The organism is Pseudomonas sp. PS02288, from assembly GCF_029959715.1.
In the GTDB taxonomy this organism is placed as follows: Bacteria; Pseudomonadota; Gammaproteobacteria; order Pseudomonadales; family Pseudomonadaceae; genus Pseudomonas_O; species Pseudomonas_O kuykendallii.
This window is the reverse complement of record NZ_JASCPA010000033.1, coordinates 39,329-52,831: the sequence shown is the minus strand read 5'-3', so window position 1 is coordinate 52,831 and position 13,503 is coordinate 39,329. Positions and strand designations below refer to the sequence as shown.

General features: G+C 66.5%; 13 protein-coding genes. 3 read left to right on the top strand and 10 right to left on the bottom strand.

Annotation, left to right across the window (positions count from 1 at the left end):
- Positions 1-84: 84 nt before the first annotated feature.
- The gene (gene lptE, locus QMX85_RS14240) at positions 85-696 is read right to left on the bottom strand and encodes an LPS assembly lipoprotein LptE (protein WP_282341904.1); all 612 of its coding nucleotides are present in this window, start codon (positions 694-696) and stop codon (positions 85-87) included.
- 56 nt (positions 697-752) lie between these two features.
- Positions 753-3,359, bottom strand: coding sequence for a leucine--tRNA ligase (leuS, locus tag QMX85_RS14235; RefSeq protein ID WP_282341902.1), 2,607 nt, complete (start codon positions 3,357-3,359; stop codon positions 753-755).
- A 295-nt stretch (positions 3,360-3,654) separates the two neighbouring features.
- On the opposite strand from leuS, the gene QMX85_RS14230 reads away from it, so the two are divergent.
- Together QMX85_RS14230 and QMX85_RS14225 are read left to right on the top strand one after the other, a co-directional pair.
- Positions 3,655-3,957: a hypothetical protein gene (locus QMX85_RS14230; protein WP_282341900.1), complete on the top strand. Its 303-nt coding sequence runs from the start codon at positions 3,655-3,657 to the stop codon at positions 3,955-3,957.
- A gap of 25 nt (positions 3,958-3,982) precedes the next feature.
- Positions 3,983-4,756, top strand: a complete 774-nt coding sequence (locus QMX85_RS14225) for a YdcF family protein (RefSeq protein ID WP_282341898.1) — start codon at positions 3,983-3,985, stop codon at positions 4,754-4,756.
- A 78-nt stretch (positions 4,757-4,834) separates the two neighbouring features.
- Here QMX85_RS14225 and lnt read toward each other — a convergent pair whose 3' ends face one another.
- The 5 genes from lnt to miaB all read right to left on the bottom strand — a co-directional run bounded on the left by lnt (position 4,835) and on the right by miaB (position 10,322).
- Positions 4,835-6,355, bottom strand: a complete 1,521-nt coding sequence (gene lnt, locus QMX85_RS14220) for an apolipoprotein N-acyltransferase (protein WP_282341896.1) — start codon at positions 6,353-6,355, stop codon at positions 4,835-4,837.
- Between the two features lie 138 nt (positions 6,356-6,493).
- Positions 6,494-7,333, bottom strand: a complete 840-nt coding sequence (locus QMX85_RS14215; RefSeq protein ID WP_282341894.1) for an HlyC/CorC family transporter — start codon at positions 7,331-7,333, stop codon at positions 6,494-6,496.
- A gap of 10 nt (positions 7,334-7,343) precedes the next feature.
- Positions 7,344-7,817, bottom strand: a complete 474-nt coding sequence (gene ybeY / locus QMX85_RS14210) for an rRNA maturation RNase YbeY (RefSeq protein ID WP_282341892.1) — start codon at positions 7,815-7,817, stop codon at positions 7,344-7,346.
- Positions 7,810-8,835: a PhoH family protein gene (locus QMX85_RS14205; RefSeq protein WP_090225997.1), complete on the bottom strand. Its 1,026-nt coding sequence runs from the start codon at positions 8,833-8,835 to the stop codon at positions 7,810-7,812. Before QMX85_RS14205 ends, ybeY begins: the two co-directional genes overlap by 8 nt.
- Before the next feature lie 146 nt (positions 8,836-8,981).
- Positions 8,982-10,322: a tRNA (N6-isopentenyl adenosine(37)-C2)-methylthiotransferase MiaB gene (gene miaB, locus QMX85_RS14200; protein WP_282341889.1), complete on the bottom strand. Its 1,341-nt coding sequence runs from the start codon at positions 10,320-10,322 to the stop codon at positions 8,982-8,984.
- Between the two features lie 169 nt (positions 10,323-10,491).
- Here miaB and QMX85_RS14195 point away from each other — a divergent pair, with 169 nt between their 5' ends.
- Positions 10,492-10,818: a DUF1820 family protein gene (locus QMX85_RS14195; protein ID WP_090226002.1), complete on the top strand. Its 327-nt coding sequence runs from the start codon at positions 10,492-10,494 to the stop codon at positions 10,816-10,818.
- 33 nt (positions 10,819-10,851) lie between these two features.
- On the opposite strand, the gene QMX85_RS14190 is transcribed toward QMX85_RS14195, so the two are convergent.
- The 3 genes from QMX85_RS14190 to thiE all read right to left on the bottom strand — a co-directional run bounded on the left by QMX85_RS14190 (position 10,852) and on the right by thiE (position 13,495).
- Positions 10,852-11,403 (bottom strand): tetratricopeptide repeat protein, encoded by a 552-nt coding sequence (locus QMX85_RS14190; RefSeq protein ID WP_282341886.1) that lies wholly within the window; start codon positions 11,401-11,403, stop codon positions 10,852-10,854.
- Between the two features lie 116 nt (positions 11,404-11,519).
- Positions 11,520-12,809, bottom strand: a complete 1,290-nt coding sequence (gene hemL / locus QMX85_RS14185) for a glutamate-1-semialdehyde 2,1-aminomutase (protein ID WP_282341884.1) — start codon at positions 12,807-12,809, stop codon at positions 11,520-11,522.
- Positions 12,810-12,865: 56 nt separating this feature from the next.
- Positions 12,866-13,495 (bottom strand): thiamine phosphate synthase, encoded by a 630-nt coding sequence (thiE, locus tag QMX85_RS14180; protein ID WP_282341882.1) that lies wholly within the window; start codon positions 13,493-13,495, stop codon positions 12,866-12,868.
- Between the last annotated feature and the right edge of the window lie 8 nt (positions 13,496-13,503).

Here is a 13,503-nt window from a genome sequence, read left to right as displayed (position 1 = left end):
AGGCGGCCCTGCAGGGGCTTGCCGAGTTGGGCGACGTTGAGTTTCATCGGAAGGGAATCGGGCCGCCGAGGCGGCCCGTGGCGATCACTTGGTCGGGATCGGCAGTTCGATCGGCGACTGCTGCGGCACCGCGGCGCGCGCGCGGCGTTCGGCTTCCGCCGCTTCGGCTTCGGCGCGGGCACGGGCTTCGGCGGTTTCCTGCAGTTGGGCCAGGCGATCCGGGCTGAGCAGTTGCAGGCGCAGGGCCAGTTGCTGAACCAGCTCACGGGTCATCTCGGCGCGCAGTTGCTGGCCTTCCTGGCTCGAGCCGATCAGGTTGTTCTGGTCGTGCACGTAGGTCTGCTGGACTTCGACGCTGTCCTCGAGCAGGACCAGGTCCTTGCCGGCGCGGATCTGGTAGTGCAGCGTGCGGCTGATTTCGTACTCGGCACTGCGCGCGGAGCTGGTGTAGCTGGCGGTACGCTGCTTCTCTTCCTCGCGGGCGATGATCAGCTTGTAGGGCGCGCCCTGGTAGACCTTCACGTCGCTGCGTTCCAGCAGGGCGGTGAGCTGCTTGGCGACCTCGCCGTAGGCATCGCGCGCCTGCAGGTCGAGTTCCTTGAGGGCGAACTGGGTGTCGCCGGTGCCGCGCAGCTGGAAGCCGCAGGCACTCAGGAGCAAGGTCAGGCCGACGAGCAGCAGGTTCCGTTTGAGCATTTCTTCTATCCCCTTGGCAGGCATTCCGGCGCCTTCTGGTCGGCGCCGGATGGTGTTCAGTTGGCGACGATGTTGACCAATTTACCCGGAACCACGATCACCTTGCGGATCGTCAGCCCTTCGGTGAAGCGCAGGACGTTCTCGTTCTGCCGCGCCGCCGCTTCGATTTCCTCGCGACCGGCGCTGGCCGGCATCTCGATCTGTCCGCGCAGCTTGCCGTTGACCTGGATGACCAGTTGCAGGCTGTCCTGAACCAGCGCGGACTCGTCCAGCGCCGGCCATTTTGCGTCGATCACCGCGCCATCGTGGCCCAGCCGGTTCCAGAGTTCATGGCAGATGTGCGGCGTGATCGGCGCCAGCAGCAGGGTCACGGTCTCGAGGCCCTCGTGCAGCAGCGCGCGATCCTGGTCGCTGTCCTGGGCGGCTTTTTCCAGCACGTTCATCAGCGTCATCACCTGGGCGATGGCGGTGTTGAATTTGTGGTGCTGGCCGACGTCCTGGCTGGCCTGGCGGATCGCCAGGTGAATGGCACGGCGGACCTCTTTCTGCGCGTCGTTCAGGCTGGCCACATCCAGCGCGCCCGGCAGTCCGCCGGTGACGTGGGTGTGGGCCAGGCGCCAGACGCGGCGCAGGAAGCGGCTGGAACCTTCGACGCCGGAGTCGGACCATTCCAGGCTCATGTCCGGCGGCGAGGCGAACATCATGAACAGGCGACAGGTGTCGGCGCCGTAGGCATCGATCATCGATTGCGGATCGACGCCGTTGTTCTTCGACTTGGACATCTTCTCGACGCCGCCGATTTCCACCGGCTGGCCGTCGCTCTTCAGCTTGGCGCCGATGACCTTGGCCTTGGCATCGCGCTCGACTTCGACGTCGGCCGGGTTGAACCAGTCCTTGCCGCCGTTGGCGAGCACGCGGTAGTAGGTCTCGGCGACCACCATGCCCTGGGTCAGCAGGTTCTCGAACGGCTCGCTGGAGTCGATCAGCCCCTGGTCGCGCATCAGTTTGTGGAAGAAGCGCGCGTAGAGCAGGTGCAGGATGGCGTGCTCGATGCCGCCGATGTACTGGTCGACCGGCAGCCAGTAGTTGGCTTCTTCCTTGTCCAGCATGCCGCCGGTGAAATTCGGCGAGGCATAGCGGGCGAAGTACCAGGACGACTCGACGAAGGTGTCCATCGTGTCGGTTTCGCGGCGCGCCGGCTTGCCGGTGCGCGGGTCGGTGGTTTCGTAGAACGAGGGCAGGCGCGCCAGCGGCGAACCGGCTCCGTCCGGCACCACGTCTTCGGGCAGCACCACCGGCAGCATGTCGGCTGGCACCGGGATGTCGTCGCCGTCTTCGCTGTGGATGATCGGGATCGGGCAGCCCCAGTAGCGCTGGCGGCTGATGCCCCAGTCGCGCAGGCGGAACTGCGTGCGCGCCTGGCCCAGGCCCTTGTCGCGCAGGGCGACTTCGATGGCATCGAAGGCGCCGGCGAAGTCGAGCCCGTCGAAGGCCCCGGAATTGATCAGTTGGCCGTGCTCGCCGTAGGCGTCCTGCCAGGGAGCTGGCGTTTCATCGCCGGCCGAGGTGCGCACCACCGGCTTGATCGGCAGCCCGTACTTGCTGGCGAACTCGAAGTCGCGCTCGTCGTGCGCGGGGACCGCCATCACCGCGCCGTCGCCGTAGTGCATCAGCACGTAGTTGGCGACCCACACCGGGAGCAGCTCGCCGGTCAGCGGGTGCTGTACGCGCAGGCGGGTGGCATAGCCTTTCTTTTCCTGGGTGGCGATATCGGCCTCGGCCACGCCGCCGCGTTTGCATTCGTCGATGAACGCCTGCAGCTCGGCATCGCCCTGGGCGGCCAGGGTCGCCAGCGGATGTTCGGCGGCGACCGCGACGTAGGTGGCGCCCATCAGCGTGTCGGCGCGGGTGGTGAAGACCTTCAGTGCGCCTTCGCTGCCGATGCTGGCGACGTCGTAGGGGAAGCTGACTTCCATGCCGCGCGACTTGCCGATCCAGTTGCGCTGCATGGTCTTGACCTGCTCCGGCCAGCCGTGAAGGTCGTCGAGGCTGCTCAGCAGTTCATCCGCGTAGGCGGTGATCTTGAAGTAGTACATCGGGATTTCGCGCTTCTCGATCAGCGCGCCCGAACGCCAGCCGCGGCCGTCGATGACCTGCTCGTTGGCCAGGACGGTCTGGTCGACCGGGTCCCAGTTCACCGTGCCGTTCTTGCGGTAGATGATCCCTTTCTCGAACAGCTGGGTGAACAGCCACTGTTCCCAGCGGTAGTAGTCCGGCTTGCAGGTGGTGACTTCGCGCGACCAGTCGATCGCCAGGCCCAGGCTCTTCAGCTGGGTCTTCATGTAGGCGATGTTGTCGTAGGTCCACTGCGCCGGCGCGACGTTGTTCTTCATCGCCGCGTTCTCGGCCGGCATGCCGAAGGCGTCCCAGCCCATCGGCTGCAACACGTTCTTGCCCTGCATGCGCTGGTAGCGGGCGATCACGTCGCCGATGGTGTAGTTGCGCACGTGCCCCATGTGCAGCTTGCCGCTGGGGTAGGGGAACATCGACAGGCAGTAGAACTTCTCCTGGCCGGGCTTCATGGTGGCGAGGAAGGACTGGTTCTGATCCCAGAAGGATTGCGCGGCGGCTTCGATTTCGCGGGGCTGATACTGTTCGTGCATGGCTACTGGCGCTGGAGATGAGGGCGGGGAGCCGGTTTACGATCGACGGCGAAGGCGTCCGGGCAGAGCATGAAAAACGGACCCGCGGGAGGCGTCCAATCCGTTTACTCGTCGTACCTGGCCTGCGCACTTTTCGATACCGAACAGGCTCTTGCGGGAAACGCCGTAGCATACATGACCGGCCTTGACCGTGGGAAACCCAGATTGCCCGTCCGCCTGTCGCCCTGCTGGAAGCGGGTGCGGGCCGCGCCTAGACTGATACCTCGGATGCCGATCTCCGGTACCGGGAGGCACGATGACTGCGCAACACGAAAGCGACATCTACGCGCATCTGCTGCAGCGTATCGCGCTGGCGCTGGAAGGGGCGGAAATCGACCGCGCCTTCCGCAATCGCAGTTCGGTCGAATTGGAGATCAGCGGGCTGTCGGGAATCGAGATGGCGCTGATTCAAGCCTATCTGCAGCACGACCCCGAACTGCATGGCGGCCTGTCCGAGGGGCTCGCCGCCGCGTCTGGCCGGGAGGGAGGCGATCCGCGTTTCCCGCGCGCGTCCGGGCAAGCTCCCGGCCCGCTTTCGCCGCGCGTGCTTCCCCGTTAGGCTGCGGGCACCCAGGAGGTGCCCGATGTCGATCCGCTACATCTTCAAACAACTGCTGATGCCGCCAGGCGGCCTGTTGCTGCTGTTGCTGCTCGGCTGGTACCTGCGCCGGCGTGCTCCCCGGCTGTCGGCGTTGTGCCTGTTGCTCGGCTTCGGCGGGCTCTGGGCCATGAGCCTGCCCGTTACGGTAGAGAAGGGCGCGCAGTGGCTGGAGCGCCACGAGCAGCCGTTGGCGGAAGCCGACTGGCCGGCGCTGGCGCAGCAGGCCGAGGTGATCGTGGTGCTGGGCGCCGGGCAGGTGCCGGACGACCCGGCCTGGGGTGGCGTCGCCCAGCCGGCGCCGATGGCCATCGAACGCATGCGCTACGCCGCGCGACTGGCGAGAGCCTCGAAGCTGCCTCTGCTGACGTCCGGTGGCTCGCCCTACGGCCAGCCGCTCAGCGAGGCGCAGATGATGGCCGACTCGCTCGCCCGCGACTTCGGCACGCCGGTGCGCTGGCAGGAGCCGGCCAGCCGCACCACCTGGGAAAACGCGCTGTTCACCGCGAAACTCCTTCGCGAGCAGGGCATCACCCGCGTGGTGCTGGTGACCCAGGCCTGGCACATGCCTCGCGCGCGCTGGAGTTTCGAGCAGCAGGGCTTGCAGGTGATCGGTGCGCCCTCCGGTTTCCTGGGGATGCCGAACGGACGCCCGACCGGAGGTTGGCTGCCGGAAGGCACCGCGGTGTGGCAAAGCGGGCAATTGCTCAACGAAGCCATTGGCCTGCTGGCCTATCCGCTGGCCTACGGTCGCCAATGAGCGGATCGTCACAAGACACGCTCGGCTCGCGGGGTAGACCCGCCCTGCGCGGCGGCGCCTGGCGCCGATCCGCCCGCGCTAGAGCGTCTTCGCCCAGCGGCTGGCCAGCAGTGCCCAGCCGAACAACAGGCCGCAGAGGATCACCATCGGCCAGGCACGCCAGCGCAGGTACGGCGTCAGGCCCTGCATCGGCGTCACTTCGCCGTAAAGCACGACCTGCTGGAACTGCGGAACCTGCTCGGTGATCCGGCCGAACGGATCGATCAGCGCGCTGACCCCGTTGTTGGTCGCGCGGATCATCCATCGGCCGGCCTCGAGGGCGCGCATCCGGGCCATCTGCAGGTGTTGCAGCGGGCCGATGGAGCGGCCGAACCAGGTGTCGTTGCTCACCGTGAGCAGCAGGTCGCTGCGGGCGGCGAGGCCCGCGGCGAATTCCGGGTAGACCACTTCGTAGCAGATGTACGGGGCGATCCTGTAACCCTTGGCCTGCAGCAGCGCCTGGTCGGCCGGGCCGCGGGCGAAGTCCGACATCGGCAGGTCGAAGAAGGCGATCAGCCCGCGCAGCAGGTCCTGCAGCGGCACGTACTCGCCGAACGGCACCAGCTTCTGTTTCAGGTAGGTGCCTTCGCCCTGGCCGACCACGGTGATGCCGTTGTAGTAGCGCAGCTCGCCGCGTTCATTGGCCTGGCGCACCGGCACGCCAGTGATCAGTGCGCTGCGGCGCTCATCGGCGAAGCGGCCCATGCTCTGCAGGTAGGGCTCGGCATAATCCTTGACCACTGGCACCGCGGTTTCCGGCCAGACCAGCAGGTCAACCGGGCGCGCCTCGACGCTGAGGTCGCGGTAAAGCTTGAGCTGGGCGTTGAGGTGTTCGCGGTCCCACTTCATCTCCTGGGCGACGTTGCCCTGTACCGCCGCCACCTGCAGCGGGGTGCCCAGAGCGAGGGTCCAGGCGTGGCCCTTGAGCAGCACCCCGACCAGCCAGGGCGCCAGCAACAACGCCAGCGCGCCGACGAAGAACGTCCGGCGTTCGCGCAGGCGCGGCAGGTTGACCAGCAGCGCGGCGCTCAGCGCCAGGACGAAGGACAGCAGCCAGACGCCACCCAGCGGTGCCAACCCGGACAGCGGGCCGTCCAGCTGGGTGTAGCCGGCATACAGCCAGGGGAAGCCGGTGAGGAACCAGCCGCGAAAGGCTTCCTGGGCCAGCCACAGCGCGGCGAAGGCCAGCGCATCGGCCAGCGGTGCCTCGCTACGGCGCAGCCAGCGCGCCCAGAGCCAGGCGGGAAGCGCGAAGAACAGCGCCACGCAGGCCGAGAAACCCACGGTGAGGAAGCCGGCCAGCGGCACGGAGGCGGCGCCGTAGTCGTGGATGCTGACGTAGATCCAGCCGGTGCCGGCCAGGTACAGGCCGAGGCCGAAACACCAGCCGCGGCGGAACGCGGCGTTCGCCGTCAGATCGCGCAGGCCGAGGTAGAACAGGCCGATGCAGAGCAGTTGCAGGGGCCAGAAATCGAACGGGGCAAACGCCAGCGGGGTGAGGGCGCCCGCGGCCAGGGCCAGCAGGTTGCCCGGCCAGCCGGGGCGTGTGATCCAGCGCATCGTGAGTCCTTGAACGTAAATTCAGGCGGGCAAGGGTACTGGAAGCGGGAGGGGGGAGAAAGCGCGGGCGCAGCGCCCGGCGGCGCCGGTGTGCCGCTGGCGGGATGGGTCCGGCGCCTCGACCCATCCCGCCAGGGCTCAGCGCTCCAGCGGGGTCAGGCGCAGCAGGTGGATGCGCCGGCTGTCGGCATTGAGGATGCGGAAACGGAAGGCGCCGATCTCGGTGATCTCGTTGCGCTTGGGGAGATGGCCGAAGGCATTCATCACCAGGCCGCCGACGGTGTCGAACTCGTCGTCGGAGAAGGCGCTGTGGAAGCACTCGTTGAAGTTCTCGATCGGCGTCAGTGCCTTGATCAGGAAGTCGCCGCTGGGCAGCGGCTTGATATAGCTGTCTTCCTCGACGTCGTGCTCGTCCTCGATGTCGCCGACGATCTGCTCCAGCACGTCCTCGATGGTCACCAGGCCGGCGACGCCGCCGTATTCGTCGATCACCACCGCCATGTGGTTGTGGTTGGCGCGGAATTCCTTGAGCAGCACGTTGAGGCGCTTGGATTCGGGAACGAAGGTGGCCGGGCGCAGCATGTCCCTGACGTTGAAGTTCTCGCGGCCCGGCTTGAGGATCAGCGGCAGCAGGTCCTTGGCCAGCAGGATGCCGACCACGTCGTCGAGGGTCTCGCCGACCACCGGGTAGCGCGAGTGGGCCGCCTCGATGATCGCCGGGAGGAATTCTTCGGGAGACTGGTTGGCGCGGATGCTGATCACCTGAGAGCGCGGCACCATGATGTCGCGAACCTGCAGGTCGGCAACCTGGATCGCACCCTCGACGATGGACAGCGCTTCGCTGTCGAGCAGGTTGTTCTGGTGGGCTTCGCGCAGGAGTTCAAGCAGTTCCTGGCGATTCTTCGGTTCATGGACAAAGGCCTGGGTAATTTTCTCCAACCAGGATCTGTGTCCATTGCTCGATCGGTCTTCGCTCATTTTTCCTTGCTCAGTTTTCATCGCCGGCATAAGGGTCGGGATGACCCAGCTCGGCGAGCAATTCTCGTTCCAACGATTCCATTTCCTCGGCCTCGTCGTCTTCCAGATGGTCATAGCCCAGCAGGTGCAGGCAGCCGTGGATCACCAGGTGTGCCCAGTGGGCTTCGAGGGCCTTGCCCTGTTCGGCGGCCTCGCGCTCGACCACCGGCACGCAGATCACCAGATCGCCGAGCAACGGTATATCCAGCAGCGGTTCGCCGCCCGGACCTTCGGGAATGTCGGCGGGAAAGGACAGCACGTTGGTCGCGTAATCCTTGTGCCGCCAGGTGGCGTTCAGTTCGTGGCCCTCGTCCTCGTCGACCAGGCGGATGGTCAGCTCGGAATCAGCGGTGCGCTGGCGCAGCGCCAGTTCGCACCAGCGGCGCAGCGCCGCCTCGTCGGGAACAGCGCCCTGGCTGGCGTTCTGCAGGTCGAGTTCAAGCATCGTCGGCGCGGGCACCCGGGTCGTTGTCGTCGCGTTGAAGAGGCGCCTGCTGGCGCTGCTCGAAGCGGTCGTAGGCTTCGACGATGCGCTGCACCAGCGGGTGGCGCACGACGTCCTTGGAGATGAAGTGGGTGAAGCTGATGCCCGGCACGTCGCGCAGCACCTCGATCACATGGGTCAGCCCGGACTTGGTGCCGCGCGGCAGGTCGACCTGGGTGATGTCGCCGGTGATCACCGCGGTGGAGCCGAAACCGATGCGGGTGAGGAACATCTTCATCTGTTCCAGCGTGGTGTTCTGGCTCTCGTCGAGGATGATGAAGCTGTTGTTAAGCGTGCGTCCGCGCATGTAGGCGAGCGGGGCGATCTCGATCACCTGCTTCTCGATGAGCTTGGCCACGGTCTCGAAGCCGAGCATCTCGTAGAGCGCGTCGTACAGCGGGCGCAGGTAGGGGTCGATCTTCTGCGCCAGGTCACCGGGCAGGAAGCCGAGCTTCTCGCCGGCTTCCACCGCCGGACGCACCAACAGGATGCGACGCACCTGTTCGCGCTCCAGCGCGTCCACCGCGCAGGCCACGGCGAGGTAGGTCTTGCCGGTGCCGGCCGGGCCGATGCCGAAGTTGATGTCGTTGTCCAGGATCGAACGCACGTAGCGCTGCTGGTTGGCACCGCGCGGTTTGATCATGCCCTTCTTGGTGCGCAGCGCGACGCTGGAGGCGTTCTGCGCGCTCGGGTTGACCAGCTCGTCCATCCCCGACTCCTGCAGGAACAGGTGGACCATGTCCGGCGACAGCTCGCTGCTCTGGGTCTCGCGGTACAGGCGGCGCAGCAGATTTTCCGCGGCGCGGGCGCGCTCGCTGTTGCCGACGATCTCGAACTGGTTGCCGCGGTTGCGGATTTCCAGGGCGAGGCGCTGTTCGATCAGCCGCAAGTGCTCGTCGAACTGTCCGCAGAGGTTGGCGAAGCGGCGCGCTTCAAAGGGTTCGAGGGTGAAACGATGGGGTTCGGTGGGAGCGTTCAATGTCTTTTTATGGCCGCCGGAGGCAGTGAAGGTGGAAGAAAGGATAACCCCATGCGGGCGAGGGTGAAAGCCGCCGCCCGGCCGTGCATCGGGCCGGCGGCGCGACGGCGATGCACGGCCCCCGGGCCGCTTCGACCCGGCGGGCGTCAGTGAGCGGTGTTTTCGATCAGGCTGCCGCGCAGCGAATGCGGCAGCGCGTCGTCGATATGCACGTCGACGAACTGGCCGATCAGCCGCGGGTTGGCGCTGCGGAAGTTGACGATGCGGTTGTTTTCGGTACGCCCCTGGAGCATGCCCGGGTCCTTCTTCGAGAAGTCGCTGACGAGGATGCGCTGGGTGCTGCCGACCATCCGCCGGCTGATCTCGAAGCCCTGCTGGCTGATCCGCGTCTGCAGAATCGACAGGCGCTGCTTCTTCACCTCGTCGGGCGTGTCGTCGGGCAGATCGGCGGCCGGCGTGCCGGGGCGCGCGCTGTAGACGAAGGAGAAGGAGAAGTCGAAACCGACGTCCTGTACCAGTTTCATGGTCTGCTCGAAGTCCTTCTCAGTCTCGCCGGGGAAGCCGATGATGAAGTCCGAGCTGATGCAGATGTCCGGCACCGCGGCGCGCAGCTTGCGGATGCGCGACTTGTATTCCAGCGCCGTATGGTTGCGCTTCATCGCCGCGAGGATGCGATCCGAGCCCGCCTGCACCGGAAGGTGGACGAACTTCACCAGCTCCGGCACTTCGGCATGGGCGGCGATCAGCGCGTCGGAGAATTCCAGCGGGTGCGAAGTGGTGTAGCGGATTCGCTCGATGCCCTCGACCTCGGCGACCACGCGGATCAGTTCGGCGAAGTCGGCGATTCGCCCGTCATGGGTCTCGCCACGATAGCCGTTGACGTTCTGCCCCAGCAGGGTGACTTCGCGCACGCCGTGCTCGGCGAGGTGGATGACTTCGGCGAGCACGTCGTCGAACGGCCGGCTGACTTCCTCGCCGCGGGTGTAGGGCACCACGCAGAAGGTGCAGTACTTGCTGCAGCCTTCCATGATCGAGACGAAGGCGCTGGGGCCGTCGATGCGCGGCTCGGGCAGGCGGTCGAACTTCTCGATCTCGGGGAAGGAGATGTCCACCTGCGGCGTGCGCGTGCTGCGCGCGGCATCGATCATTTCCGGCAGGCGGTGCAGGGTCTGCGGGCCGAACACCACGTCGACATAGGGCGCGCGGTCACGGATCGCCGCGCCCTCCTGGCTGGCCACGCAGCCGCCGACGCCGATCACCAGGCCGGGGTTCTCCAGCTTCAGCTCGCGCCAGCGGCCGAGCTGGGAGAACACCTTGTCCTGGGCCTTCTCGCGAATCGAGCAGGTGTTGAGCAGGATCACGTCGGCTTCGGCGGGGTTCGCCGTGACTTCCAGGGCCTCGTGCTCGCCCAGCAGGTCGACCATTCGCGAGCTGTCGTACTCGTTCATCTGGCAACCGTGGGTTTCGATATAGAGCTTCTTGGTCATGGCAACGTCAGGGTGGTTAAAAAATGACCGGCGATTATAAGGGCGCCGCCTTGATCAGGCTACAGCGCTGCGGAAGGCGAGGCGGCGTTCGATTTCACCGCGCCAGTCAGGCGGGCCGCCTGTGCTACGATGCGCGCCCCGTTTCTCCTCCCCGAGCCGCCCCGTCAGCATGAGCAAGCGCGATACCCCGATCTACAAGGTGATTTTCCTCAACCAGGGCCAGGTGTACGAGATGTACGCCAAGCAGATCTTCCAGAGCGATCTCTGGGGTTTCCTGGAAATCGAGGAATTCGTCTTCGGCGAACGCACTCAGGTGGTCGTCGACCCCAGCGAGGAAAAGCTCAAGGCGCAGTTCGAGGGCGTGGTGCGCAGCTTCGTGCCGATGCACGCGATCGTCCGCATCGACGAAGTGGAGCGTCTCGGTACGCCGAAGATCAGCGAAGCGAAGGGTGGCGGCAACGTGATGCCGTTCCCCATGCCGATGCCGGACAAGTAAGCGACCAATCGAGGGCGCCCGCCGCGCGGCGAGCTACGGAAGTGGTGCGAACGGCGAGTTGTTGCCGTCGACCGTCTGCAGGTCGGTGAGGTAGTTGCGGAAGATCTGCCCGAGCACCTGGGTGGCGATGTCCAGCTCGTCGCGACGCATCTGCGCGGCGACCAGGTCGGCGGTATCCAGCGCTTCGTCCGAACCGTTCACCGCCGCCATCTTCAGCACGATGAACGCCTGCATGTTGTTCGCCGGCACGCCTTCGCCGCGGAAGAACATGCTGCCCAGACGCAGCTGCGCGTTGGCGTGGCCCTTGAGCGATGCCTGCTCGAACCAGTTGAGCGCCTGCTTGAGGTCGCGCGGGGCGCGCTGGCCGTCGTAGTAATACTCGCCGAGTTCGAACTGCGCTTCGCTGTCGCCACTCTGCGCCGCCTGCTGGCAGGCCGCGAGGGCTTCGGGCATGTCTTCCGGCGCGGTGTTCAGCGAGCAGCGCCCGTTGGCCGGGATCAGCAGGGAGTTGCCCCCCGCCGTGGCCAGCGCGGGAAGCAGAAGCAGCAGGCAGCCCAGAATTCGGCCGCGGCCGGTGCGGTTCATGCGAGTCGAAACGCCTCAGAAGCAGAGACGGGCCCATGCCCGGCCGACAAGCGTGTCGGCACGTTCATTATGGAATAACCCGTAGCTCGCTTACAAAGCCTTTACCCGCTTTTGTGTCAGCTTTTCTTCAATTCGGCGAACGCGCGTTCGGCGGCGTCGAGGGTGATCTTCAGCTCCGCATCGCCATGGGCGATCGACGTGAAACCGGCCTCGAACGCGCTGGGCGCCAGGTAAACGCCGCCGTCGAGCATCAGGTGGAAGAAGCGCTTGAAGCGTTCGACGTCGCTGCCCATCACGTCGTCGAAGGTGACGATGTCGTCGGCGCCGCTGAAGTACAGGCCGAACATGCCGCCGGCCTGGGTAGTGACGAAGGGAATGCCGGCCGCATCGGCGCGGTCCTGCAGGCCCTGCAGCATGCGGCTGGTGTACTCGCTCAGCTCGGCGTGGAAGCCTTCGCGCTGGATCAGCCGCAGGGTGGTCAGGCCGGCGGCCATCGCCAGCGGATTACCGGACAGCGTGCCGGCCTGATACACCGGGCCGAGCGGGGCGATGCGCTGCATGATCGCGCGCTTGCCGCCGAAGCAGCCGACCGGCATGCCGCCACCGATGATCTTGCCGAAGGTGGTCAGGTCCGGAACGATGCCGTAGTGCGCCTGGGCACCGCCGAGGGCGACGCGGAAGCCGGTCATCACTTCGTCGAAGATCAGCACCACGCCGTGCTCGTCGCACAGCGCGCGCAGGCCTTCGAGGAAGCCGGGTGCCGGCGGCACGCAGTTCATGTTGCCGGCGACCGGCTCGACGATGATGCAGGCGACCTCCTGGCCGACCTCGGCGAGCATCGTCTTCACCGCTTCGATGTCGTTGAACGGCAGGGTCAGCGTGTGTTTGGCGAAGGCGGCCGGAACGCCTGCCGAACTCGGTACGCCCTGGGTCAGCAGGCCGGAGCCGGCTTTCACCAGCAGGCTGTCGGAGTGGCCGTGGTAGCAGCCTTCGAACTTGATGATGCTGTCGCGGCCGGTGAAGCCACGTGCCAGGCGGATCGCGCTCATGGTCGCCTCGGTCCCGGAGCTGACCATGCGGACCATCTCCATCGACGGCACCAGGCGGCAGACGAGGTCGGCCATCTCGGTTTCCATGGCGGTCGGCGCGCCGTAGGAGAGGCCGTGCTCGAGCTGCCTGCGCACCGCGTCGAGCACGTCCGGATGGCTGTGGCCAAGGATCATCGGCCCCCAGGAGCCGACGTAGTCGACGTAGCGCTTGTCGTCCTCGTCGATCACGTAGGCGCCGGCGGCGTGCTTGAAGAACAGCGGGGTGCCGCCGACGCTCCTGAAGGCGCGGACCGGCGAATTGACGCCGCCGGGGATGTGTTTCTGGGCGTTGGCGAACAGGGTTTCGGAGCGGGACATGCGGGGGCCTCTCGGAGGTCGGCGGGCGGATCAGCGTCGCTCATCCGCCGAAATGGTCAGGGGGTTGCGAACAAGGCACTGAAGGCGTGGGCGCGACGCTCGACTTCCGCGGCGTTTTCGGCGCTGAACAGGGCGTGGATCACCGCCACCAGGTTGGCGCCGTGGGCGATCAGCGAGGGGGCGTTGTCGAGCGTCACGCCGCCGATGGCGACGATCGGCAGGCCGGCGAGCTGGCGGGCCTGGGCCAGCAGCTCGAGGCTGGCAGCCGGTGCGCCCGGCTTGGTATTGGAATCGAAGAAACGACCGAAGGCGACGTAGCTGGCGCCTTCGCGGATGGCCTGCTCGGCGAGGTCGAGGCGCGCATGGCAGGTCGCGCCGATGATCGCCTTGCGGCCGAGCAGGGCACGCGCCGCGCCCAGGGAACCGTCGCCCTGGCCGAGGTGCAGGCCGACGCCCAAGCGTGCGGCGAGCTCGGCGTCGTCGTTGATGATCAGCTGTGCGCCGTGGCGGGCGCAGAGTTCGCGCAGCGCCTCGGCTTCGCGCAGGCGGCGGGCGTCGTCGCTGGATTTGTCCCGGTACTGCAGCAGCCGTGCGCCGCCCTTGAGCGCCGCTTCGACGTAGGGCAGCAATTTGCCGCCGGCGAGCAACTGGCTGTCGGTGATGGCGTAGAGGCCGCGCAATTTCATGACGTCCG